Raw genomic sequence first — 22,057 nt, forward strand, 5'->3', positions numbered from 1 at the left:
TTTCAAATGGCTAAGAAAGAGACGATTCGCATCCGTCAGTTTAAGAGCGGTATCGGTTACGCCAAGGATCAGAGGGCAACTCTGGTCGGTCTGGGCTTCCGTCGCATCAATCAGGTTGTAGAGCTTGAGGACACTGCTTCTGTTCGCGGTATGGTGAACAAGGTACGTCATCTAGTTCGTATTGAGTCCGGAGAGTAAGGCATGAAACTGAATGAGCTGAAATCAACTGAAGGTTCCCGTAAAGACCGTAAGCGTAAGGGTCAGGGTATCGCAACAGGCAATGGCAAGACCGGTGGTCGTGGCCATAAAGGTCAGAAGTCCCGTTCAGGCGGCAAGGTTGCCCGCGGTTTCGAAGGTGGCCAGATGCCACTGATCCGTCGTGTACCTAAGCGCGGCTTTACTGCACGTAAGGATAATAGCTTCCAGCTTGTAAACCTGGGTCAGCTGAATGCATTTGATGACGGCGCTGCTGTTGATGCAGCTGCGCTTTTTGATGCAGGCCTGGTTCGCAACGCCGTAGATCCAATCAAACTGCTGGCTAATGGTGATCTTTCCAAGAAAGTTATCATTTCTGTAGCTGCTGCCTCTGCGCAGGCTGCAGCCAAGGTTGAAGCTGCCGGCGGCAAGCTGAACCTAGCCTCGGCTGAGGGTTAACAATGGCACAACCTGGAGCAATGGGTGGCTTTGGCGATATCGGTAAGATTCCTGAGCTGAAGTCCCGCATCCTGTTTACCCTTGGAATGCTGATCGTCTACCGGATCGGCGCGCATATTCCTGTTCCAGGTATTGATGCTGGCGTTCTTGCCCAGTTCTTCAGTCAGGCACAGGGATCACTGCTGGGAATGTTCGATATGTTCTCAGGTGGTGCGCTCTCAAGGCTGACTATCTTTGCTCTGGGTATTATGCCTTACATTTCAGCTTCGATTATCATCCAGCTGATGACGGTTGTCTCTCCAAAGCTAGAACAGCTTAAGAAAGAGGGTGAGGCCGGTCGTCGCAAGATTACTGAATACACCCGCTACTTCACGCTGGTACTGGCAACATTCCAGGCTATCGGCATATCCATAGGTCTTGAGCAGTTCTCCGTAGGTGGTCAGGGCGTAGTTATCGATCCGGGACTTCCTTTCCGTGCGATGACTGTGATTACGCTGGTGACTGGCACCATGTTCCTGATGTGGCTTGGAGAGCAGATTACTGAGCGCGGCATAGGCAATGGTATTTCGTTGATCATCTTTGCAGGTATTGCTGCAGGTCTTCCGTCTGCTATCGGCGGTACGCTGGAGCTGGCACGTACCGGTGAATTTACTGCATTCACTGTACTAGCTCTGTTTGCGATGACCCTTGCCGTTACCGGGCTGGTTGTATGGTTTGAGCGTGCGCAGCGACGAATTCCGATTCAGTATGCGAAACGCCAGGTAGGTAATCGCATCTACGGCGGCAAGTCATCTTTCCTGCCGTTGAAAGTGAATACCGCAGGTGTTATTCCACCGATCTTTGCTTCATCACTGATTCTGTTGCCTGCAACGTTTGCACAGTTCACCAAGGGTGCTGAAGGCTTTGAATGGCTGGGTGATATCTCTGCTATCCTTTCTCCGGGCGCATGGCTCTATATGGCGCTGTTCACCGGGCTGATTGTGTTCTTCTGCTTCTTCTATACCGCGATTGTATTTAATCCTAAAGACACTGCGGATAACCTGAAGAAGAATGGTGGTTTTATTCCGGGTATTCGTCCTGGCCAGAAAACTGCTGAATATGTCGATTCAGTACTTACCCGCATTACCGTTGTTGGTGCTGCCTATGTAAGTATGGTCTGTCTTCTGCCTGAGTGGCTGATTGCAAACCTCTCTGTTCCGTTCTACTTCGGTGGCACTTCACTGCTGATCGTAGTGGTCGTGACCATGGATACAATGGGTCAGATTCAGTCTCATCTGATGAGTCATCAGTATGAAGGTCTGATGAAAAAAGCCCGACTCAAAACCGGTAAATAATGAATATCATCTTTTTTGGCCCCCCGGGTGTTGGCAAAGGCACGCAGGGCGAAAGGCTCGCTTCTGAAAAAGGTATCCAGCATATGGCGATGGGCGACATTCTTCGCGCCGCTGTACGTGACGGAACTGAAGCCGGATTGAAGGCCAAGACCTTCATGGATGGTGGCAAGCTTGTACCTGATGAAGTTGTTGTGGCGATGATTGAAGATCGAATCGCTGCTGATAAGAATGCTGGCTTCCTGTTGGATGGGTTTCCGCGCAATGTAGCACAGGCAAAATCACTTGATGCGATGTTGGCAAAACATGGTGTTGCCATTGACCGGATTGTTTTTTTGGATGCACCGGAGCAGAGCCTTATTGACAGGCTTTGCGGAAGATTGATCTGCAGGGGTTGCGGTTTTGGATTTCATAGGCAGTATTCGCCGCCCCAAAAATCGGGGTATTGCGACCGCTGCGGCGGGGAGCTGTACCAGCGTGATGACGATCGCGAAGATGTGATTGCTCACCGATTGGAAGTGTACCACGAGCAGACGGCGCCTCTCCTTAGTTACTATCAGCAGAGAGATGGCTTCACAAGTCTCGACGCTTCAGGGGAAATGGACGCGGTGTATGCCGTGTTGAAACAGGCGGTAGAGAATTAAACATGGCTAAAGAAGATATTATTGAGATGTCCGGGGAAGTGGTAGAAAAGCTTCCTAACGCTATGTTTAAAGTAAAGCTGGAAAATGGGCACGAACTGCTGTGCACGATTTCCGGAAAAATGAGGAAGTATTACATTCGTATTCTTCCTGGCGATAAGGTAACAGTGGAGATCTCTCCATACGACCTGTCTCGTGGTCGTATTAGCTACCGCGAAAAATAATCGGTATTTCCGGTTAAGAAGAATTTGAGGAGGTGCCAGGCGTGAAAGTCCGTGCATCAGTCAAGAAAATGTGTTTGAAATGTCGCGTGATTCGTCGTAAAGGCGTTGTTCGCATTATTTGTGAAAATCCACGACATAAACAGCGTCAGGGATAAGGAAGTTGCGCGACCGCAGTCTTATGGCTATTGTTCGCGCCCTTTTTCTTAAGGCCTAAGGAGGCAAGAAGTGGCTCGTATTTCGGGTGTAAATATACCGACTCAGAAGCGTGTAGTTATCGCGCTCACCTACATTTTTGGTATTGGATCGACCAGCTCACAGGAGATCCTGACCAAGGCGGGTGTTGACTTTGACACGCGTGTTAAAGATTTGAGTGACGATGATGTTGCGAAAATTCGCGGTGTTATCGATGAATCATATAACGTAGAAGGTGATCTGCGTCGTGAAGTGATCATGAACATCAAGCGTCTTACAGACCTTGGTTGCTATCGTGGGCTTCGCCACCGTAAAGGGCTGCCTGTTCGTGGACAGCGCAGTAAAACCAATGCCCGTACGCGCAAAGGTCCGCGCCGTACAGTAGCCGGCAAGAAGAAGTAAGGGGATAAAAGATGGCTGCACCTAAGAAAGGAAAAGCTGCTGTTGGTAAGAAACGCGTTCGTAAGAATATTGCCAACGCTGTTGCTCACATCAAAGCAAGCTTTAACAACACAATCATTACCTTTACCGATGATACCGGAAACGCAATCTGCTGGGCTACCAGTGGTGGCGCTGGCTTCAAGGGTTCACGTAAAAGCACACCATTTGCTGCGCAGGTCGCTGCAGAAGATGCTGCACGCAAAGCAATGGATCATGGCGTTAAGAACTGTTCGGTTCTGGTTCGCGGTCCAGGCAATGGTCGTGAGTCCGCACTGCGCGCAATCGCAGCTGTAGGTATCAATGTTACATCGATTCGCGATGTTACCCCAATTCCACATAATGGATGCCGCCCGCCCAAGCGGCGCCGCGTTTAGGAGTATTAATTCATGGCACGTTATCTGGAAGCCAAATGTCGTCTTTGCCGACGTGAAGGCGAAAAACTTTATATTAAAGGAAGCAAATGCTACTCGGACAAATGTCCGATCGAGCGTCGTCCTTATGCACCTGGCATGCACGGTCAAAACCGTCGCACCAAGGTATCTGACTATGGTCTGCAGCTTCGTGAAAAACAGAAAGTTAAGCGTATTTATGGTCTGCAGGAGAAGCAGTTCCGTAGCTACTTCAAGAGTGCTGACAGCATGCCTGGCGTAACAGGTCTGAACCTGTTGCAGCTGATTGAGTCTCGTCTGGACAACGTTATCTACCGCATGGGTATGGCATCATCCCGCACTGAAGCTCGTCAGGTTGTACGTCATAACCTCGTCAAGATGAATGGTCGCGTAGCTAACATTCCTTCCATGCGTGTGCCTGTAGGCGCTCGTCTTGAGCTGGCTGATGCTGCTAAAGAGCATCTGCGTGTGAACGCTGCAACTGAAGCTGCCGGAAGTCGCGGTACTTCAGAGTGGCTTGATGTTGATCTGCCAAGTCGTCAGGGAACATTCCGTGAACTGCCAGCTCGTGATCAGCTAGATGCGGGTATCCGTGAGCAGCTGATTGTCGAACTTTATTCCAAGTAATAACTGAGGGCCGCCAGATGCAGTTGATCAATCCACGTAATATTACCATCGAAGAAAAAGTAGCGGGTCGCTCTGCCAAGATCGAGATCGAGCCACTAGAGCGTGGTTATGGTACCACTATTGGTAACAGCCTGCGTCGCATGCTGCTCTCATCACTTCCTGGTGCAGCAGTCACTTCCATCATATTTGATGGTGTTACGCATGAGTACGATACCATTAAGGGTGTTCGTGAAGATGTCATGGACATCATCCTGACCATGAAAGAGCTGGATATCCGTATGGAGAGCAACGGTGCCGCTAACATCTCTCTTGATGTTAAAGGCCCTTCGATTGTAACTGCTGCTGACATCCAGTGCCCTGCCGGTCTCATGGTTATGAACCCTGAACTGGTTCTTGCTCACCTGAATGAAGATGGTCATCTGAAGTGTGAAGCCAAGGTTGAGAAGGGTCGTGGTTATGATCCGGCATCAGAAAGGGAAATTGACGAGCGTTCTGTAGGTTCACTGCTTGTTGATGCATCTTATTCTCCGATTCGTCGTGTTGCTACCCGTGTTGAGGGTGCTCGTGTTGGTCAGCGTACTGACTACGACAAACTGATCATGGAGATCGAAACCAACGGTTCCCTGACTCCTGAAGAGGCGATTAATGCAGCGGCTGCTATTCTTGAACAGCAACTTGCAGTGTTTGTTGATTTCTCTGCGACTGACCAGGGAGAGCCAGCTGAGGCTGCTGATGATGGCCTTGATGATCTTTTGGCACAGCCTATTGAACACCTCGACCTATCAGTACGTTCCATGAACTGCCTGAAGTCGGATGATGTGTTCCGCGTAGGTGATCTGGTTCAGCGCAGCGAGCAGGAGATGCTTCGCACACCGAACTTTGGTCGCAAATCTCTTAATGAGATTAAAGAAGTACTTGAAAACATGGGCCTTGAACTGGGTATGAAGCTGGAAAACTGGCCACCCCAAGATGCCACTGAATCGCTAGATAGCTGATTCGGATCGATAGATTTAAAAGAGGATACGAGAGATGAGACATCGTAAACACCATGGTTCTTTGGGCCTTCCTACCGGACATCGTCGCGCGCTGCTGGCCAACCTGGCAACCGCGCTGCTGACACATGGCCGCATTGAAACAACTGAAGCTAAAGCACGCGCACTGCGTCCATATGCAGAAAAGCTGATCACACTGGGTAAACGTGGCGATCTGCACGCTCGTCGTCAGGCGCTTTCAAAGCTTCGTTACCGTCCGATCGTTGATCGTCTGTTCGGTGATGTTGCTACTGCATGCTCTGATCGTGTTGGTGGTTACACCCGCATTGTGAAGACCGGCTATCGTGCTGGTGATGCATCTCCAATGGCAATCATTGAGTTGGTTGATTCCATCGAGACTACAGAGGTTGCTGAAGCTTAAGCTTCGCTCCGCTTCCATGAATTAAAAAAGGCCCCGCTTATCGGGGCCTTTTTTTTTCTACTCAAAACAGACTGCAATATTTTTGAGAACCGTGACATTTCCCATACCCCTATCCCGCCAGTGCACTGCCCAGTTCAAATTCTGCTATAATAAATAACGGTTATAGAGATGGTTCCTTACTCCCATCTTTCAGGCAACAATATTTCAGGGGTTTTGATATATGGCCAACCGTTCAAGGTGGTTCAGAAGCAGTAGAATTATATACGGCATCATTACTCTGCTTCTGTTAATCATGGTTGCCTCTCTGCTGATGGTAGCAAGGGCAGGCGGCGATATGTCCAAGCAGCATGTGAGCCTGATTCATGCGATCGAAGAGATAGAGAGTGAGAGCAGCCAGTCTCACCTCTGGCTAGAGGAGTTGCTTCAGGGGGACCACACTGTACCAGAGGAGAAAGTATTGGCCCACCTGGGGCAGGCAGAGATGCTTGCAGATGCCCTGCTCAATGGCGGCCATGATTACACGGGCACCATTAATGCTGTTAATAGTCCGAACCTGCAGCATCACATAAGAAAAATTATAACAGAACTTCAGAGTATAAGGTCAATTTCTGAGCAGCGGATCAGGAGTAGTGGAGATAACAGAATCGGAAGCGACATTGATCAGAAGTTCGATGCAACTTTCGAAAGACTGCTTGAAGAGATGCAACTCTTTGAACTGGAGCTTCTGAAACTGGTTGTAAATGACCAGTGGTGGTTCACGTTTATACTTAATCTTTCCATTCTATTGACAGTGATTGCGATGGTCGCAATTGGTTCATTGGCATGGAAGCATGAGTCACAGAAGCTTCACTATCTGCATTCATTGAAAAGTAGCGAGAAACGACTCAACTACCTGATCAGTTCCACACCTGCTGTAATTTACAGTAGCAAAGCAAGCGGGGATTTCGGGGCGACCTTTATCAGTGAAAATGTTCACCGGCTGACCGGATATAGTCCTAGTCACTTTATAGGCGATTCTGCATTTTGGCTGAACCATGTTCACCCTGATGACAGGGAAAGAGTCACTGCTGAACTCTCCAGACTGTTTGATCAGGACAGTATTAGCTATGAATACAGGTTCCAGAACAGTGAGGGTAATTACCTCTGGATGCAGGATACGGCGAAACTGAATCAGGACAAGAACGGTGAACCACTGGAGATAACCGGCTCCTGGATTGATATCAGCGAGCGCAAGAAAGTCGAAGAGGTGATGAGGCTTCAGAGCATGATCACCCAGAATATTGCCGAGGGTATAAATCTGGTGCGCGCCGGGGATGGTATCCTTGTCTATGCTAATGAGCAGTTTGAGCAGATGTGCGGCTATGAGCCGGGGGAAATGGTAGGAAAAAACATATCCATCGTGAATGCACCGAACGGCAAGGACCCGGAAGAGTTTGCAGCAGAGGTAACAGCTGCTTTGGAGAGCAATGGGCACTGGAGTGGTGAACTTCAGAACATCAGGAAGGATGGCTCCACCTTCTGGACCTACTCTTCTGTTGTGGCCTTTGATCATGGTGAATATGGAAAGGTATACCTTGGTGCTCAGAGGGATATCACAAAGCGCAAGAAGATTGAGGATGAGCTTCTCAGGGCGAAAGAGAAGCTGGAGAAGCTCTCATATCTGGACGGGCTGACCTCGATCGCCAACAGGCGAATGCTTGACCTGATGCTCCACAGGGAATGGGGCAGAGGTATGCGCGAGAAGAAGCCGGTTTCCCTTATTATGATCGATATCGACCTGTTCAAGCAGTATAACGACCTGCATGGCCACATTCGAGGTGACGAGTGCCTTAAGAGCATTGCTCATCAACTCTCCAAGGTATCGAGGCGCGCATCGGATATATGCACACGTTATGGTGGCGAGGAGTTTGCACTGTTGCTCCCCAATACGGATGCAGAACAGGCCCATCGCCTGGCTGAGAGTTGCAGGCAAAAGGTGATAGATCTGAATATCCCGCATGAATCTTCAACCGTTTCCGAGTTCGCCACCATCAGTGCAGGGGTTTCGACAGCTATGCCTTCTGGTGGGCTCCCCCCCGCATCACTGATCGAGGCTGCTGATGCAGCACTCTACCGTGCAAAAAATGGTGGCCGTAACAGGGTTGAGAGCAGCTGAGGAGGCAGAGGGTTGCTCTGTTTATGGCTGCCGGATGCAGCTCGTATGCAGAGTGCGTGAGCTGTGTATGCAAACAGATTGCGGTCAGTCGTTCTCGTCGGCTTGCGAATCCTTAAGGTATGGAACAAGGAAGAGGCTCTGGGCGATGATGAAGAGGAAGGTCAGCCCCATGAGGCCGAATAGTTTGAAGTTCACCCACGTGTCTGTATCAAACGAGAAGGCGACATAGATATTCAGGGCTCCGAGGACGATAAAGAAGATGGCCCAAGCGATGTTCAGCTTCAGCCAAACCATACGCGGAAGTGTTAAGTTGCCGCCCATCATACGCTCGATAATGGTCTTCTCTCCGATAAACTGCGAGCCGATAAACACAACGGAAAAGAGCCAGTTGATTGCTGTCGGTTTCCACTTGATGAAGGTTTCATCCTGTAGCGCAATGGTCAGTCCGCCGAACAGGGCAATCAGAGCAAACGTAATGACATGGGTTTTCTCAAACGATCCCTTAATCACGCGGTGGCCAACGGTCTGGATAAATGAGGCGGCAATCAGCACGCCGGTAGCCAGATAGATATCATACATCTTGTAGACGATGAAGAAGAGCAGTACTGGTAAAAAGTCAAAAAACATTTTCATAAGCTGAATCCGACCACAGCCGGGAGTGATTGCCAAGTGCAGGGTTTGCAGTTACGGCATAAACAATGATACTTTAGAGCATGAGTTACCTCGGTCATATCATGAAGTTAAGTATATCTGCACTTCTGGCTCTGCTTCTCGCCTCCTGCACGGTAAAAACCGATCAGCAGATCATTCAGGACCTGTGGTCAGTCTGGGAGAAGAGCGAGGTGCTTTCTCAGGATGATTTTCCTGGTGCGGTTCCGCTTCTTCTCGTGCATGGATGGAATGGAGGGGAGTTTACATGGCCTGTTCCTGAGCGGCTGATTGCACTGGAGCAGAAGCTTCAACGGGATATCATCCTGTTTACCTACCGTACTGGGATACTGGCTAACCGTTACCCTCCGATAGAAGTGCTCGAAGAGCAGCTCGATCGTTATCTTGCGCCATACCCCGAGGTGGATGTCGTCGCCCATAGCATGGGCGGCTTGCTCGTACGCCAGTATCTTTCCCATCATAATAATCACCCTGTTCGGCGGGTTGTATTCTTGGCCACCCCCCATTTTGGAACCAATATAGCAAAGGTGCTGGTCAGTCTTGGAAGTATCGGGGCCGAGGGGAATATTCAGGCCACGGAGATTAAGCCCGGCAGTGACTTTCTCTGGCAGTTGAACGCACTTTCAGGAAGCGAACTCGACGGTATCGATGTACTTAATGTTTATTCCGCCGAAAAAACGATTCTAGAGACCGACCTAGTGGTGTCGCCTTCCTCCGCCCACCTTCCATGGGTACACAATGCAGTGCTGAAGGGTAATCACCAGGCCTTGGCAAAACGCTTTGATGAAAGCGCCGAGGTGGTTGATTTTCTAGCAAGCGGCTTGTTGCCTCCAGCACAGCCAGCACCAGCAATAAGGGATGCCTGGTTGCGCTTCAAAATGGATGGGGCGATAACAGAGCTCTCTGATGCCAACTTCAAATCCTTTAGTTCGCGTGGGTTGCCTAATAGGAATTACGACCTCTGCTGTAAACGCAGGTCAGGCTTACACAGCAGGGCAGGCTTCTTCACTGTCATTCTCGAGGATCTGGAAGCGGATAACTATTATGCGTTTATGCCATATGGCGGAAAGAAACCACTTTTGATCAAGGCCAGTGAGTTGATGAGATCCGAAGAGCCGGTGTCAATGCGGCTGTTTGATCTGGATGTCAGTGATAACCCAGCAAAGGAAGGTGAAGGGGTGCTTCAGCCGGCAGCCGGCATGCCCTGAGGCGATAAGCTGTCTGCCTGCACGTTTGTCAGACAGACGCCGGCCTAATGCTGACTAAGCACTCTCCTTCTCGATATGCAGCGTGCGTGTTGGGAAGGCAAAGCCAAGTTCAAGAGACTCCAACAGCGCCATGATCTGCAGGTTTACCTCCTGACGTACCTGCAGGTATTCATCCCACACCTTGCTGGCCGAGAAGTAATAGAGAAAAATGGAGAGTGATGAATCTTCAAATTCATCGAATTTAACAAGCTTGTAACTCTGATCGACCCCCGGGTGATTCAGCAGGATCTTCTCAATCCCTGTAATTGCCGCATTCATCTGAGTCGGTGTTGTGTCGTAGGTCAGGCCAATGCGCATTTTGATGCGGCGTACACTGCGTGCATCGATATTATCGATAACCATATTGGCAAGTGATGAATTGGGGACATTGACCAGTGTTTTTTCAAAAGTGCGGATTTTGGTGGAACGGAAGCCGATCTCTTCGACCACGCCTTCAAATTCAGATGTTTTAATCCAGTCGCCAACGGTAAACGGGCGGTCTACCAGAATCATAATTGAACCGAAGACATTGGCGATGGTGTCCTTGGCGGCCATGGCAATAGCGATGCCGCCGATACCAAGCGAGGCTAGAAGGCCTGAAATGGAATAACCCATGTTCTGAGCCACAACCAGCAGACCGGTCAGTACCAGAAAAATTTTCATTGTTTTGGCAATAAACGGGACCAGTTGATCATCCATGGCTGATTCGGTTTCCTTGGCGCGGGCGGAAAAATAGGCCGATAGCCCTTCAATCAGGCGCCAGAGGAACCAGATTGCAACCATAATAGAGAGGATGCGCCCGGCACTGTCTGCAATGGCGACGAGAGGAAATGTTTCTGCTGGTGGGTTTAAGAGGTGCACGGCAAGCAAAATGCCGATCACGTAAACCAGCAGTCCGGCCGGGCGCTCTGCGGCATTCAACAGTACATCATCCAGTTTAGTTTTGGTGCGCGAGGCAAGTTTCTGGCTGATAGTGTGAAAGGATGAGAGCACGACCGTTCGTGCGACCACAGTGACGAACAGCATGCCTCCTGCGATAATCCAACGGGTCAGAGGGATATCCAGAAACAGGGTGTCTGATAACTGAGTCCATATCGCTTGCATGCATGCCTCCCTTTATTGCCTAATGCCAATTATAGCTGAAAAACCGATATGTCACACGATGGATGCGGCAATTGCCATTGCTGCTGGCAGGGGCTCTTTTTCATCTTTGTTTCATCAAGGCTTCCATAACATCGGGGCATAGATTGCCTGCTGGAGATGATATGAAAAAACTATGGATACTGCTTTTTATGCTGCTACCTGCCACAGCGTGGGCCGGAGAGTGGACACTGGATGGAAGCGGTTCGGATATAAATTTTGTTTCGCTGAAAAAAGGAGCGGTGGCTGAAGTGCATCACTTCACCAGGCTGAGCGGTTCAGTCAAAGGCAAGAGTGCAATGGTTGCAATTGATCTGGCATCTGTTGAAAGCGGCATAGACATTCGCAATAAGCGCATGAAGTCGATGTTGTTTGAAGTGGGGCGATTTGCATCGGCTGCGATTACTGCAGATCTCGCCACCATTGATTTCCATGCATTAAAGGCTGGCGAGTCACTGACCACAGCGGTTCCTGTAGTGCTTGACCTGCACGGCGTAAGTAAGGAGTTCTCTGTACTGCTTAGCGTGACTACACTGGCGGGTGATAAGCTGCTGGTTAGCAGCAGAGAGCCTGTCATTGTAAAGGCATCCGATTTCGGATTGGCTGGAGGCATTGAGGCATTGCGTGAGGTAGCCAAGCTGCCGAGCATTGCCCAGGCGGTGCCAGTTTCATTTCATCTGCAGTTCATCCGGCGGAGGTAAACTCACGAGTTGTTTTTGCGCTCGGATAGCAGCAGAAAGCCAAGCCTTCCATATGCTTATAATATTGACGTGTTTGGCACAGTTTTCTATCCTGTAGTGGTTAATTAGACAGGAGGTTCATTATGGGTGTTCATCTATTGCAGACGATGATTGACGATCACGCAGAGATGACCTGCCTGATTGGCAGGCCTGTACGCTATCTTGAGGAAGCGTATGAGGTGACCGACCTGCTCCATGATGAGGGGCTGCTGATTCTCTCCGCCGATGTCGCATGTGATGTGCAGGAGGACAGTTTTGGCCGTGCCCGTCGCCTTGTTCCCAGGCGCCACAACCTGAAGTTTCGTGATGCAGAAGGTAGGCCGACCAGCATCTGGGATGATCTCGCCTTTCTCGACGGGCCACTGATTCGCTGAACAGTATAAGTCCTGATATTTCACTGTTGAATTGATGGCTGGCTTCCGGGTCAGAAATGCTGAATATCCCCTGTCTGGATAAATGGCTTGTGGCTGCGAACAAACCGGCAGACTGTTTAAACAGGGTCTGAATAGAGTATTCAATTTTTCTGATCGTTCGAGTGTTTTGTGCTCGGGTATATAAGAGGGGCATCAAATAATCCATGAGCGTTTTTCAACAGCTGATCGACCGCAAAATGCTCATATGCATCTTTACAGGCTTCGCCTCCGGCCTGCCACTCTATCTTCTGATCAACCTGCTGCCAGCATGGCTGAGAAGCGAGCAGGTGGATCTGGCTACGATCGGCCTGTTTTCGCTGATCCAGTTCCCCTACACCTGGAAGTTCCTCTGGTCGCCTCTTCTGGATCGCTATGCTGTGCCGCTGCTGGGGCGCCGGCGTGGATGGATGTTGATTACCCAGACCTTGCTGCTGATCGTGATTGCCATGATGGGGGGCTTTTCACCGCAGACTGAGCTGACGATGATTGTACTCTTTGCAACGCTGCTCGCCTTTCTCTCTGCCACGCAGGATATCGCACTGGATGCATACCGCCGCGAAATCCTCTCTGATCTACAGCTGGGGCTGGGCAACTCGGTGCATATCAATGCCTACCGGGTGGCTGGGCTGGTTCCCGGTTCACTCTCCCTGATCCTGGCTGATCATTTGGCCTGGAGTACGGTGTTCATGATCACAGCGCTGTTTATGCTGCCGGGCATGGTGATGACGCTGCTGGTCAAGGAGCCCGATATTGCGGTCGTGCCGAAAACACTCAGGCAGGCTGTGGCCGAACCGTTTCACGAATTCATTGGCCGTGCAGGCTGGCAGAGTGCATTGACAGTGCTTGCCTTCATCTTTCTCTACAAGCTCGGTGACAGCATGTGTACGGCTCTTGCTACGCCGTTTTATCTCGACATGGGCTACTCAAAAACCGCTATCGGTTTGATTGCCAAGAATGCCGGTCTCTGGCCCGCAGTGATCGGTGGCCTGCTGGGTGGGCTGTGGATGGTGAAAATCGGCATCAACAGGGCTCTGTGGGTGTTCGGCTTTGTACAGCTGGGTACGATTTTCGGATTCGCATGGCTGGCCTCGCTGGGGGTGCAGGAGACGATAGGCGCTGTTGAGCTGACAAGTCTGGCTATTGTCATCGGCATGGAGGCATTCGGTGTCGGTGTGGGAACGGCGGCCTTTGTCGCTTATATTGCCCGCTCTACACATCCTGCCTATACGGCGACCCAGTTTGCCCTGTTTACCAGTCTTGCCGCGGTACCGCGCACATTTATCAATGCCGGTGTCGGCTGGCTGGTTGAGGCGTATGGCTGGACCGATTTTTTCCTGCTCTGTGCGCTGCTCGCCGTGCCCGGCATGCTGCTGCTGTTCAAGGTTGCTCCCTGGCATGGTGAGAACAGGGCGCTGGCTAATGATTGAGTCTGCGGGACACCCTGTGTCAGTGTTGCGGCTATGGAAGAGATGAGAGTGAATCGAATGATGAAGTTGTGCCGAGGGCTAATGGCCGTGACCTGCCTGCTGTTGGCAGCCTGTCCATCGAAGCGGGTGGAGGAGACGCCAGTGAAGGAGCCCTCCTTCGTGAAAAGCGACTGGCAGACGCTGCCTGAATGGACGCAGGTTGGGCTTGCCTCATCGCTTGAGGCACTCAGTGCAGAATGTGTGTCACTGAAGAGAAAAGAGCAGTGGCAGCAGATCTGCGCTGAGGCCAGCCTGCTCGACATCAGCAATAACGAAGCGCTACGGCTCTTTTTTGAAACGCATTTTACCCCATGGCAGCTGCGCAATGATGATGGTAGTGATCAGGGGCTGATCACCGGTTATTATGAGCCGCTGCTTTACGGCAGCCGTGAGAAGAGTGAGCGCTATCGGTTTCCAGTATACGGCGTGCCGGACGACCTGTTGATCATCGACCTGGCTGAGCTCTATCCGCAACTCAAGGGTATGCGGTTGCGCGGTCGCGTTGAGGGCAAGCGTGTGGTTCCTTATCATGATCGTGCTGCCATCGACAGCAAACATGCTCCGGAAGGCAAGGAGATTCTCTGGGTGGATGACGAGATAGGGCTCTTTTTCCTGCAGGTTCAGGGGTCAGGACGCATCCAGCTGCCGGATGGCTCGATCGTGAAACTCGGCTATGCCAACCAGAATGGCCACCCCTATAACTCTATCGGCAAGCGGCTTGTCGAGATGGGGGAGATGACAGTTGACCAGGCCTCCATGCAGAGCATTCGCCAGTGGGGCGTAGACCATCCCGAGCGATTGAAGGAACTTCTCTACAGCAACCCCAGCTATGTTTTTTTCCGTGAAATGCCCGACTCCCTGAAATCGGCTGTCGGGGCGATGGGTGTTCCGCTGACCGCCGGCTACAGCATGGCCGTGGACAGACGCACGATTCCACTTGGCATGCCGGTCTATCTCTCTACTACCTGGCCTAATTCTGAGGCGCCGCTGAATCGATTGATGCTGGCACAGGATGTGGGCGGTGCAATCAAGGGCACGATCCGCGGCGACTTTTTCTGGGGCTTCGGAGCCGAAGCTGGAAAAAATGCTGGCAGCATGAAACAGCAGGGGCGCATGTGGGTCTTCTTCCCCCATGGTTTCACCCCTACGCTCAAGACCGCTTCACGCTAATTCTTTAACAGAAAATGCTGGAGATCCTCTTCCGGGACGAGTGGCTTGTTGCTGTCAACAAGCCGGCGGGACTTCTTGTTCACCGCTCGATGATCGATAAACATGAAACCCGCTTTGCCTTGCAGATGGTGCGCGACCAGGTCGGCCAGCATGTGTTCCCTGTACACCGGCTCGACAAGCCTACCTCAGGCATTCTGCTCTTTGCCCTGAATCCCGAAACTGCCCGCAAAATGGGAGATGTTTTTTCGACGCGTGAAACGAAGAAAGAGTATCTGGCTGTGGTGCGCGGTTTCACCGAGGAGCAGGGAATAATCGATTACCCGCTCAAAGAAGAGCTGGATAAAAAGAGTGACCGTAAAGCGCAGCAGGATAAAGCGGCACAGGAGGCGGTTACGGAGTACCGGCGCCTTGCGACAGTGGAACTGCCTTATGCCGTCGGCCGCTATCAAACGGCAAGATATTCATTGGTTCACCTGTTGCCAAAAACTGGTCGCAAGCATCAGCTTCGCCGACACCTTAAACACCTGTATCATCCGATAGTGGGAGACACCACGCATGGTGATGGCAAGCAGAACAGCTTCTTTCGCGACCATCTCAACTGCCATCGCCTGCTGCTTGCCGCCACCAGCTTAAGCTTAGTCCATCCTGAAACCGGTGAGCCCGTCACTATTCAAGCACCACTAGATGGAGCCTTTAATGGCATTATAGAAGAGTTGGATTGGAGTGAACTCCGGTCAACTATCTGAATGATTAATTCGGCCAGAAAGAATGCTTGGTTTTGGCCGAAGTATAGATTCGATTAGTGACCGAGAAGAGCCTGTTTCAGGGGCTCCTTCGGAGCGGTTTTTTATAATTAAAGCATTTTCTTTGTGAGTTCTGAGAGCCAACTGAAGGGGGCAGAGGTGAGTGTCATCTCACTTCTTCGCTCGCCCCGCCAGATCAGCCATGCGCGGGGCTGTCTGTTTTCCGCAGCATGGGCGGCCATGGTTGAACCATTGCCGTCAGCCGATCCTGTCAGGTCGATATGCAGCTGGAAGGCGGGCCGCACACCCGGCGCGCCACTACCAAAGGCAAGGTCACCGAAATCGATATGGTTTTCACTCCTATCAAGAAGTACCGGATAGCGGGCGAACCATGCGTAAAAAGCAGTGCCAGGAAGTAAGCCCCAGCCCTCAACCGTCTGCATTCTCGGCAGCTCCTGCCAGAATATATCATCCTGCCCACTCATTTCAGTTGAGATCAAGCCGTTGGCGAATTCTTCGTCAAACAGTAGGCGTGTGCCGGTGAAGCCGGGCCGCAGATTAACAGCGGCCCGGGCGAAGTGGTCGGGATAGATGGCGATCAGCTGCCAGTGGAACGGGGAGAAGGCCATCGGTAGTGCGTTGTAGCTTACTGCATCGGGCTGAGCATTGCGGGCAAGATCAATTGCCTGCTGCTGGTTGCTATAGGTGAGCCCGAGATAACTGCACATCAATACTAGGCTGACCACACCCATCTTGCGCTTGTGCTGTTTCCAGATCAGCCCCAACAGCAGTGGAATCAGCAGGCTGGCGGTGAAGAAGGGGTCGATGATGAAGAGCAGGTCGAGGCTGGCGCGCCAGTCGGAGAAGGGGGCGATGATCATCGTGCCGAAGGTGGTGATCAGGTCGAGCAGGATATGCAGCAGCAGTGCGCCACCAAGAAGCCAGGGCATGATCGGGTTCGCTTTGATGCGGCGTGATGAGAGGCTGTAGACCAGCCAGCCCCAGAGCGGAATCAGCAGGATCGAGTGGGTGAGCCCCCTATGGTGCTGAAGGTACACGGTCTCCGAGAAGAATCGCAGAATAATATCAGCATCCGGTGCCATGGTGAGCAGGATAAGGAAGAGCAGTTGCAGTGGTGGCAGGTGATGTTTCGGAATGGCGCGGGCCAGTGCTGCTCCCGAAATCGCGTGGGTTATCGGATCCATGCTGGAATGATTTGCAGTAGCTCTTGCCAGTTATTGCCGGGTGTGATCTGGCCGCCGCAAACGGCATGGGTTGCGCCGGTCACTTCGCACAAGGTGTTGGGCTGACCCATCAGTGTCTGGCGGGCCAGGATGGCAAAGCTGAGTGCCTCGACAGCCTGTGGTGGAATATCCTCCGCATCGGTGGTTGCCACCTTCGCAGGTGCAAGCTGCATCTGTAGCAGGCTCATCAGATGGCCGTTGCGTACGCCACCACCGCAGATATACCAGCTGGCAGGTTCAGACTCCATAAAACGAAGGCTTTCGCAGATTGAATCAGCGGTAAACTGGCAGGCGGTTGCCATGCGATCAGCATCGGAGAGTTCTGGCCAGTGGAGGATCAGGTCGACAACCTCCTGCCCAAACTGCTCACGTCCTGTGGACTTTGGGGGTGTGCGTTTCAGAAAGGGATGTGCCATCAGCTTCTCTAATAGTGCTTTTGACACCAGGCCGCTGGCAGCCAGCTCGCCATTGTTATCGAATCCGTTGCGCCCGTCGCTGATCTCCAGCATCAGGGCATCCATCACCATATTGCCGGGACCTGTATCAAAGCCTGTTGTGCTGCCGTTTTTACCGAGCCAGGTGACATTGCTGATGCCGCCAATATTCAACACAGCAGAATCCTTTTTCTTTTTGGCAAAGAGATGGCGATGTGAAAACGGTACCAGTGGTGCGCCTTCGCCACCGGCGGCAATATCACGACTGCGGAAATCGGAGATAGTGGTAATGCCGGTGTGTTCGGCGAGCGTGGCGGCACAGCCGATCTGGATGGTGAACGGGTAATCGGCTTTGGGTTGGTGGCGGATTGTCTGGCCATGACAGCCAATTGCAGCAACCGCTTCTGTTTTCAGCCCGGCCCCGTGAATGGCTGCCAGCACGGCTTCGGCATAGGCCTGTCCCAAGGCGCGATCCAACTCTCCCATGCGCTCGATCTCATTCAGACCGGGCGCAGCAAGGCGAAGGATTGGATCGCGCATCTTATTTGGCATCGGATATTCCGAGAAATGAATCAACGCCATGCGGCTGCCCGGCTGGTTGTCCATTCGGGCAATTGCTATGTCTATACCATCCGCGGAGGTGCCTGACATGATGCCGATGAAAAGCTGGTAATCAGGTCCCATTGAACTGCTTTTTTTCGGTCGATCTTTTTAAAATGCCTGCGCTTCGGGCATAGCAGGAGCTACTGCCTCAGGCTGTGGAGCCTCTACAGCCGGAACTTCAACTTCTACAGCCGGAGCTTCAACTTCTGCAGCCGGAGCATCGGCCTCTACGGGCGCTGCTTCGGCCGGAGCTTCGCTAGTCGCTTCAGGTGCAGCTTCCGCAGCAGGCTCTTCTGCGGGTGCGGCTTCCGATTCGCTAACAGGCGCTTCTGGTTCCACAGGCGAAGTCAGGGCGGAGAGGATCTTTTCAACCTCGGCGATGGTCGCTTTGGTCTCTTCCTTGGCCAGACCGCTAACCTCCTGAATATTAAGCAGTGCCTTCTTCAGCTGATTCTGGATCAGGTTGTCACGGTTGCTCTCAACATCCTTGCCGAGTGAAGCGACCTGGTCATTTAGTCCCTGAATGCTGCTCTCAAGGCCGCTCAGGCGAGCTTCAGCATTTGCCGGAACCGGGGTTTGACCCACAGAGACGGCGGCATACGCGGCAAGCACGATGGCAATCACCGATAGGTAGAACGATGTATGCGGGCCGCAGAGGCTGCTGGAGCTGCAGCTCTTTTGACTCTTTTCAGTTTCAACGGCCTCTGTGGTTTCTGCCACTTTCTCTTCGTTGCTTTTGTCGCTCATCTGAATCTCCTTTGTATCTATATATATAAACAGATCTGTCACACAGTGCGGCAGATATCATGCACAATGATGTTAGAATAGCACGCAACCTGCGAGTTGCCAGCCTCATATCAGTGATCTGGCGCGCAAATGACCTGTGAACCTCTGCGGTGGCGGTGGCGCTGAGAATTTGCCATGATTCGCACTCGATTTTAGAGGTGGATATGAAAATTCAGGAACAGATGGAACTGCTGAGTCGCGGCACTCTGGAGATTTTGCCGGCAGGTGCTCTTGAGGCGAAACTGAAAGAGGCCCAGAAAGAGGGCAGGCCTCTACGTGTGAAGGCGGGTTTCGATCCGACTGCCCCCGATCTGCATCTGGGCCATACCGTACTGATAGAGAAGCTGCGTCAGTTCCAGCACTGCGGTCATCAGGTGGTGTTTTTGATCGGTGATTTCACAGGCACGATTGGCGATCCGACCGGCAAGAATGAGACCCGCCCGCCCCTGACTCACGATGAGGTGCTGCTCAATGCAGAAACCTACAAGGAGCAGGTGTTCAAAATCCTCGATCCAAAACAGACCGAGGTGCGCTTCAACTCCGAGTGGCTGGGTAATCTCACTGCAGCCGATCTGATCCGCATTGCCGGCAAGGCAACCGTAGCCCGCATGCTTGAGCGGGATGATTTCGAGAAGCGCTATAAGGGTGGTCAGTCGATCGCCATTCACGAGTTTCTCTACCCGCTGGTGCAGGGCTACGATTCAGTGGCACTCGATGCCGATGTAGAGCTGGGTGGTAACGACCAGAAGTTCAACCTGTTGATGGGGCGGCAGCTGCAGGATGCATACGGCAAACCTCAGCAGGTGATTCTGACCATGCCACTGCTCGAAGGGTTGGATGGCGTTAACAAGATGTCCAAGTCGCTAAATAACTATGTTGGTGTGGCAGAGCCCGCCAAAGAGCAGTTCGGTAAACTGATGAGTGTCTCTGATGAGCTGATGTATAAATACTATGAGCTGCTCACCGATCTGAATCTAGATGAGATCAAAGCCAAGCATCCGATGGAGGCTAAGAAGAGTCTGGCTGCTCTGGTTGTTGACCGTTTCCACGGTGAAGGGGCAGGGCAGGTGGCGCGTGAAGGCTTTGAGATGCAGTTTGCCAAGAAGGAAGTGCCGGATGATGTTCCTGAAGCAACACTGACTGCTGAGGATGGGGGGGTGTGGATTATCAAGGCACTGACCCAGACAGGGCTGACCGCATCCAATGGTGAAGCGATGCGCATGGTAAAACAGAACGCACTATCTATAGATGGCGAAAAAGTCACCGACAAGGATTGCCATCTGCAATCGGGTGGCCCGTATCTGATTAAACTCGGCAAGCGCAAATTTCTCAATCTGTCTGTAGTATAAAGCGCAGGAGCTTCGCTTATCTGGAGGCCGGCTTGAAATTGGAGGGGTCAACGGTGAAGAAACAGCTGTTATTGCTGATGCTGGTCGTTACCACACTGTCCGCATGTGCAACCAATCCGGTGACAGGAAAGAGTGAACTGAGCCTGATAAGTGAGCAGCAGGAACTTGCCATTGGTGCTCAGCAGTATGGGCCAGCGCGTCAATCTCAAGGCGGCGATTATAACGTTGACCGCGAGCTGACTACTTATGTTAATGAAGTAGGCCAGCGTCTGGCTGCAGTCAGCGATCGAAAACTGCCGTATGAGTTCAAGGTCATTAATAACTCTGTTCCCAATGCATGGGCCATGCCCGGTGGGAAGATCTCGATCAATCGCGGTCTGTTAACAGAGCTCAAGAGTGAATCGGAACTGGCCGCGGTGCTTGGTCATGAGATTGTGCATGCGGCAGCCAGACATGGTGCCCGAAGTATGTCAAAAGGCATCCTGCTCCAGGCTGGTGTGGCGGGTGCGGCAATAGCCACGCAAGGAACAGGTTATGCTGATCTGGCACAAATGGGCGCAGGTATAGGGGCGCAGCTGATCACTCAGAAGTATGGGCGGGATGCTGAACGCGAATCGGATTATTACGGCATGCAGTACATGGTTCGAGCCGGCTATGACCCACAGGGCGCAGTGAACCTGCAGCGTACTTTCATCAAACTCTCTGAAGGCAGGCGTCAGGATTGGTTAAGTGGCATGTTTGCCAGCCATCCACCATCTCAGGAGCGTGTGCAGAATAATATTGCGCTACTGGCGACGTTGCCAAAAGGCGGAGAGCAGGGGGTTGCACGATTTCGTGCAAAAACTACAGGGCTGACGCGGAGTGAGCCTGCATATGATGCTTATGATAAAGGGCGTGAAGCTTTGGCTAAGGGTGATCTGGCTACGGCGAAGCGCCTGGCTGGGCGGGCGATTGCTCTCGAGCCGAAAGAGGCGCACTTCTATGGCCTGATGGGTGATGTTGAGCAGAAGAACCGTCATCTTAAAGCGGCAGTGGTACAATATAATAAAGCGGCCGGGTTGAATCCGGGCTTTTTTTATTACTACCTTCAGCGGGGCCTGGTGGGTGAGCAGTTGAATCTGACCAGCCAGGCGCGTTCTGATCTGGAGCGCAGTGTGAAACTACTTCCTACGGCGGATGCTTATAACTCACTGGGGAACCTGGCCCGTAAAGCAGGGCGCCTTGATGAGGCCAAAGGTTATTACGCCAAAGTGGCAGGCTCTCAGGGCGAGCTTGGCAAGCAGGCTTACGGCGCACTGGTAGATCTCGACCTGAATGAGAACCCAGATAAATATATAAAGGTTAAAGCCGGGTTGGATGGGCAGGGTAGAGTTGTTGTTCAGATTTCTAATCCGACACCCAGGCAAGTCGGCAATCTGGTTGTGCTTGTTCAGTATCGCAATGCAGCAGGGCAGATGCAGCAAATGCAACGTGCACTCAGGGGTAGTGTTGCTGCCGGCACTCGGCAGCTGTTTGATCTACGCCTGACAGGATCATTGGTCGAGGCGGAGCTAAATACATTGCGTATCGGTATTGCTCGCGCTGAGTTGGTACATTAACCTATCATCAGAGTGAAATCGATTCACTGTTGATGATAGATTATTGCCAGCGAAAATCGAAAAAAATCAGCATCTTCAACGTTTCAGGTATGCGTTAAAATAACCACATCACAAAGCCATTGACGCCAGCTTTTTCGCCGCTAATGTTCGCCGCCCTCCGCAAGAAGCATTGCTGAAAACGGAGGGTTTCTTACTATGAATCGGAGCAATCTGAGGAGTAGGAAGAAAGGCATTGACGGTAGCTTTTTCGCCGCTAATGTTCGCCGCCCTCGCAAGTCAGGCAACTGGTTTGAGAGGGGGATCTGAGTTACACAGCCGCAAGGTTTTGGGTGAGTCAGATAGAGGTTGACACCTCGAGCGTCGTGCTTATAGTTCGCCGCCCGCAGCC

Annotated in this window: 25 protein-coding genes; 20 read left to right on the plus strand and 5 right to left on the minus strand. The window is 51.9% G+C overall.

Annotated features, from left to right (window positions below; all coding sequences use genetic code 11):
* The first annotated feature begins 6 nt into the window (after positions 1 to 6).
* The 12 genes from rpmD (at position 7) to Ga0123461_RS01785 (ending at position 8,067) form a co-directional block, all read left to right on the plus strand.
* Positions 7 to 198, plus strand: a complete 192-nt coding sequence (gene rpmD, locus Ga0123461_RS01730; protein WP_100276769.1) for a 50S ribosomal protein L30 — start codon at positions 7 to 9, stop codon at positions 196 to 198.
* 3 nt (positions 199 to 201) lie between these two features.
* Positions 202 to 654: a 50S ribosomal protein L15 gene (gene rplO, locus Ga0123461_RS01735; RefSeq protein WP_100276770.1), complete on the plus strand. Its 453-nt coding sequence runs from the start codon at positions 202 to 204 to the stop codon at positions 652 to 654.
* 2 nt (positions 655 to 656) lie between these two features.
* Entirely contained in the window at positions 657 to 1,988 is a 1,332-nt protein-coding gene (gene secY, locus Ga0123461_RS01740; protein ID WP_100276771.1) for a preprotein translocase subunit SecY, read from the plus strand.
* Entirely contained in the window at positions 1,988 to 2,629 is a 642-nt protein-coding gene (locus Ga0123461_RS01745; protein WP_100276772.1) for an adenylate kinase, read from the plus strand. The genes secY and Ga0123461_RS01745 overlap by 1 nt, the downstream gene beginning before the upstream one ends.
* A 2-nt stretch (positions 2,630 to 2,631) precedes the next feature.
* Positions 2,632 to 2,850 carry a translation initiation factor IF-1 gene (gene infA, locus Ga0123461_RS01750; protein WP_018288171.1) on the plus strand — a complete coding sequence of 73 codons (219 nt, stop codon included), beginning with the start codon at positions 2,632 to 2,634 and terminating at the stop codon, positions 2,848 to 2,850.
* Between the two features lie 41 nt (positions 2,851 to 2,891).
* Complete coding sequence (gene rpmJ / locus Ga0123461_RS01755; protein ID WP_100276773.1) at positions 2,892 to 3,005, plus strand: 50S ribosomal protein L36; 114 nt, start codon at positions 2,892 to 2,894, stop codon at positions 3,003 to 3,005.
* Positions 3,006 to 3,075: 70 nt separating this feature from the next.
* Positions 3,076 to 3,444 (plus strand): 30S ribosomal protein S13, encoded by a 369-nt coding sequence (gene rpsM, locus Ga0123461_RS01760; RefSeq protein ID WP_100276774.1) that lies wholly within the window; start codon positions 3,076 to 3,078, stop codon positions 3,442 to 3,444.
* Between the two features lie 11 nt (positions 3,445 to 3,455).
* On the plus strand, positions 3,456 to 3,857 hold the full coding sequence (gene rpsK, locus Ga0123461_RS01765; RefSeq protein ID WP_100276775.1) for a 30S ribosomal protein S11: 402 nt from the start codon (positions 3,456 to 3,458) through the stop codon (positions 3,855 to 3,857).
* A 12-nt stretch (positions 3,858 to 3,869) separates the two neighbouring features.
* On the plus strand, positions 3,870 to 4,499 hold the full coding sequence (gene rpsD / locus Ga0123461_RS01770) for a 30S ribosomal protein S4 (protein WP_100276776.1): 630 nt from the start codon (positions 3,870 to 3,872) through the stop codon (positions 4,497 to 4,499).
* Positions 4,500 to 4,516: 17 nt separating this feature from the next.
* On the plus strand, positions 4,517 to 5,494 hold the full coding sequence (locus tag Ga0123461_RS01775) for a DNA-directed RNA polymerase subunit alpha (protein WP_100276777.1): 978 nt from the start codon (positions 4,517 to 4,519) through the stop codon (positions 5,492 to 5,494).
* A gap of 34 nt (positions 5,495 to 5,528) precedes the next feature.
* Positions 5,529 to 5,912, plus strand: a complete 384-nt coding sequence (gene rplQ, locus Ga0123461_RS01780; RefSeq protein WP_100276778.1) for a 50S ribosomal protein L17 — start codon at positions 5,529 to 5,531, stop codon at positions 5,910 to 5,912.
* 220 nt (positions 5,913 to 6,132) lie between these two features.
* Positions 6,133 to 8,067, plus strand: coding sequence for a sensor domain-containing diguanylate cyclase (locus tag Ga0123461_RS01785; protein WP_100276779.1), 1,935 nt, complete (start codon positions 6,133 to 6,135; stop codon positions 8,065 to 8,067).
* Positions 8,068 to 8,151: 84 nt separating this feature from the next.
* On the opposite strand, the gene Ga0123461_RS01790 is transcribed toward Ga0123461_RS01785, so the two are convergent.
* On the minus strand, positions 8,152 to 8,694 hold the full coding sequence (locus Ga0123461_RS01790) for a septation protein A (protein ID WP_232710282.1): 543 nt from the start codon (positions 8,692 to 8,694) through the stop codon (positions 8,152 to 8,154).
* Positions 8,695 to 8,801: 107 nt separating this feature from the next.
* Here Ga0123461_RS01790 and Ga0123461_RS01795 point away from each other — a divergent pair, with 107 nt between their 5' ends.
* A complete protein-coding gene (locus tag Ga0123461_RS01795) occupies positions 8,802 to 9,944 on the plus strand; it encodes an alpha/beta fold hydrolase (RefSeq protein ID WP_157819193.1) in 1,143 nt (380 codons plus the stop codon).
* A gap of 54 nt (positions 9,945 to 9,998) precedes the next feature.
* Here Ga0123461_RS01795 and Ga0123461_RS01800 read toward each other — a convergent pair whose 3' ends face one another.
* Positions 9,999 to 11,087, minus strand: a complete 1,089-nt coding sequence (locus Ga0123461_RS01800; protein ID WP_100276782.1) for a mechanosensitive ion channel family protein — start codon at positions 11,085 to 11,087, stop codon at positions 9,999 to 10,001.
* A 161-nt stretch (positions 11,088 to 11,248) separates the two neighbouring features.
* On the opposite strand from Ga0123461_RS01800, the gene Ga0123461_RS01805 reads away from it, so the two are divergent.
* The 5 genes from Ga0123461_RS01805 to truC all read left to right on the plus strand — a co-directional run bounded on the left by Ga0123461_RS01805 (position 11,249) and on the right by truC (position 15,658).
* Positions 11,249 to 11,824: a YceI family protein gene (locus tag Ga0123461_RS01805; RefSeq protein ID WP_100276783.1), complete on the plus strand. Its 576-nt coding sequence runs from the start codon at positions 11,249 to 11,251 to the stop codon at positions 11,822 to 11,824.
* Positions 11,825 to 11,946: 122 nt separating this feature from the next.
* Entirely contained in the window at positions 11,947 to 12,237 is a 291-nt protein-coding gene (locus Ga0123461_RS01810; protein WP_100276784.1) for a hypothetical protein, read from the plus strand.
* Between the two features lie 203 nt (positions 12,238 to 12,440).
* On the plus strand, positions 12,441 to 13,703 hold the full coding sequence (locus Ga0123461_RS01815; protein ID WP_100276785.1) for an AmpG family muropeptide MFS transporter: 1,263 nt from the start codon (positions 12,441 to 12,443) through the stop codon (positions 13,701 to 13,703).
* 57 nt (positions 13,704 to 13,760) lie between these two features.
* On the plus strand, positions 13,761 to 14,912 hold the full coding sequence (gene mltA / locus Ga0123461_RS01820) for a murein transglycosylase A (protein WP_232710410.1): 1,152 nt from the start codon (positions 13,761 to 13,763) through the stop codon (positions 14,910 to 14,912).
* Between the two features lie 14 nt (positions 14,913 to 14,926).
* Entirely contained in the window at positions 14,927 to 15,658 is a 732-nt protein-coding gene (gene truC, locus Ga0123461_RS01825; protein WP_100276786.1) for a tRNA pseudouridine(65) synthase TruC, read from the plus strand.
* 107 nt (positions 15,659 to 15,765) lie between these two features.
* Here truC and Ga0123461_RS01830 read toward each other — a convergent pair whose 3' ends face one another.
* From Ga0123461_RS01830 to Ga0123461_RS12435, 3 genes are read right to left on the minus strand one after another with little or no spacing between them, the layout of a single operon-like run.
* Complete coding sequence (locus Ga0123461_RS01830; protein ID WP_100276787.1) at positions 15,766 to 16,860, minus strand: metal-dependent hydrolase; 1,095 nt, start codon at positions 16,858 to 16,860, stop codon at positions 15,766 to 15,768.
* Positions 16,848 to 18,017: an anhydro-N-acetylmuramic acid kinase gene (locus Ga0123461_RS01835; protein WP_100276788.1), complete on the minus strand. Its 1,170-nt coding sequence runs from the start codon at positions 18,015 to 18,017 to the stop codon at positions 16,848 to 16,850. Before Ga0123461_RS01835 ends, Ga0123461_RS01830 begins: the two co-directional genes overlap by 13 nt.
* Positions 18,018 to 18,044: 27 nt before the next feature.
* Positions 18,045 to 18,683, minus strand: a complete 639-nt coding sequence (locus tag Ga0123461_RS12435; protein ID WP_198507090.1) for a hypothetical protein — start codon at positions 18,681 to 18,683, stop codon at positions 18,045 to 18,047.
* A 203-nt stretch (positions 18,684 to 18,886) separates the two neighbouring features.
* On the opposite strand from Ga0123461_RS12435, the gene tyrS reads away from it, so the two are divergent.
* Positions 18,887 to 20,071: a tyrosine--tRNA ligase gene (gene tyrS / locus Ga0123461_RS01845; protein ID WP_100276789.1), complete on the plus strand. Its 1,185-nt coding sequence runs from the start codon at positions 18,887 to 18,889 to the stop codon at positions 20,069 to 20,071.
* Between the two features lie 53 nt (positions 20,072 to 20,124).
* Entirely contained in the window at positions 20,125 to 21,669 is a 1,545-nt protein-coding gene (locus Ga0123461_RS01850; RefSeq protein WP_100276790.1) for a M48 family metalloprotease, read from the plus strand.
* Positions 21,670 to 22,057 lie beyond the last annotated feature (388 nt).

It is taken from the genome of Mariprofundus aestuarium (assembly GCF_002795805.1).
In the GTDB taxonomy this organism is placed as follows: Bacteria; Pseudomonadota; Zetaproteobacteria; order Mariprofundales; family Mariprofundaceae; genus Mariprofundus; species Mariprofundus aestuarium.

Bases quoted from the DNA above. Each gene is read 5' to 3' on its own strand.
- Ga0123461_RS01815 (WP_100276785.1), top strand. From the start codon at position 12,441: ATGAGCGTTTTTCAACAGCTGATCGACCGCAAAATGCTCATATGCATC.
- rpsK (WP_100276775.1), top strand. From the start codon at position 3,456: ATGGCTGCACCTAAGAAAGGAAAAGCTGCTGTTGGTAAGAAACGCGTT.
- infA (WP_018288171.1), top strand. From the start codon at position 2,632: ATGGCTAAAGAAGATATTATTGAGATGTCCGGGGAAGTGGTAGAAAAG.
- tyrS (WP_100276789.1), top strand. From the start codon at position 18,887: ATGAAAATTCAGGAACAGATGGAACTGCTGAGTCGCGGCACTCTGGAG.
- truC (WP_100276786.1), top strand. From the start codon at position 14,927: ATGCTGGAGATCCTCTTCCGGGACGAGTGGCTTGTTGCTGTCAACAAG.
- Ga0123461_RS01785 (WP_100276779.1), top strand. From the start codon at position 6,133: ATGGCCAACCGTTCAAGGTGGTTCAGAAGCAGTAGAATTATATACGGC.
- Ga0123461_RS01775 (WP_100276777.1), top strand. From the start codon at position 4,517: ATGCAGTTGATCAATCCACGTAATATTACCATCGAAGAAAAAGTAGCG.
- rplQ (WP_100276778.1), top strand. From the start codon at position 5,529: ATGAGACATCGTAAACACCATGGTTCTTTGGGCCTTCCTACCGGACAT.
- rpsD (WP_100276776.1), top strand. From the start codon at position 3,870: ATGGCACGTTATCTGGAAGCCAAATGTCGTCTTTGCCGACGTGAAGGC.
- Ga0123461_RS12435 (WP_198507090.1), bottom strand. From the start codon at position 18,683: ATGAGCGACAAAAGCAACGAAGAGAAAGTGGCAGAAACCACAGAGGCC.
- Ga0123461_RS01745 (WP_100276772.1), top strand. From the start codon at position 1,988: ATGAATATCATCTTTTTTGGCCCCCCGGGTGTTGGCAAAGGCACGCAG.
- Ga0123461_RS01795 (WP_157819193.1), top strand. From the start codon at position 8,802: ATGAAGTTAAGTATATCTGCACTTCTGGCTCTGCTTCTCGCCTCCTGC.
- Ga0123461_RS01810 (WP_100276784.1), top strand. From the start codon at position 11,947: ATGGGTGTTCATCTATTGCAGACGATGATTGACGATCACGCAGAGATG.
- Ga0123461_RS01830 (WP_100276787.1), bottom strand. From the start codon at position 16,860: ATGGATCCGATAACCCACGCGATTTCGGGAGCAGCACTGGCCCGCGCC.
- Ga0123461_RS01835 (WP_100276788.1), bottom strand. From the start codon at position 18,017: ATGGGACCTGATTACCAGCTTTTCATCGGCATCATGTCAGGCACCTCC.
- secY (WP_100276771.1), top strand. From the start codon at position 657: ATGGCACAACCTGGAGCAATGGGTGGCTTTGGCGATATCGGTAAGATT.
- Ga0123461_RS01800 (WP_100276782.1), bottom strand. From the start codon at position 11,087: ATGCAAGCGATATGGACTCAGTTATCAGACACCCTGTTTCTGGATATC.
- rpmD (WP_100276769.1), top strand. From the start codon at position 7: ATGGCTAAGAAAGAGACGATTCGCATCCGTCAGTTTAAGAGCGGTATC.
- Ga0123461_RS01790 (WP_232710282.1), bottom strand. From the start codon at position 8,694: ATGTTTTTTGACTTTTTACCAGTACTGCTCTTCTTCATCGTCTACAAG.
- Ga0123461_RS01805 (WP_100276783.1), top strand. From the start codon at position 11,249: ATGAAAAAACTATGGATACTGCTTTTTATGCTGCTACCTGCCACAGCG.
- mltA (WP_232710410.1), top strand. From the start codon at position 13,761: ATGATGAAGTTGTGCCGAGGGCTAATGGCCGTGACCTGCCTGCTGTTG.
- rplO (WP_100276770.1), top strand. From the start codon at position 202: ATGAAACTGAATGAGCTGAAATCAACTGAAGGTTCCCGTAAAGACCGT.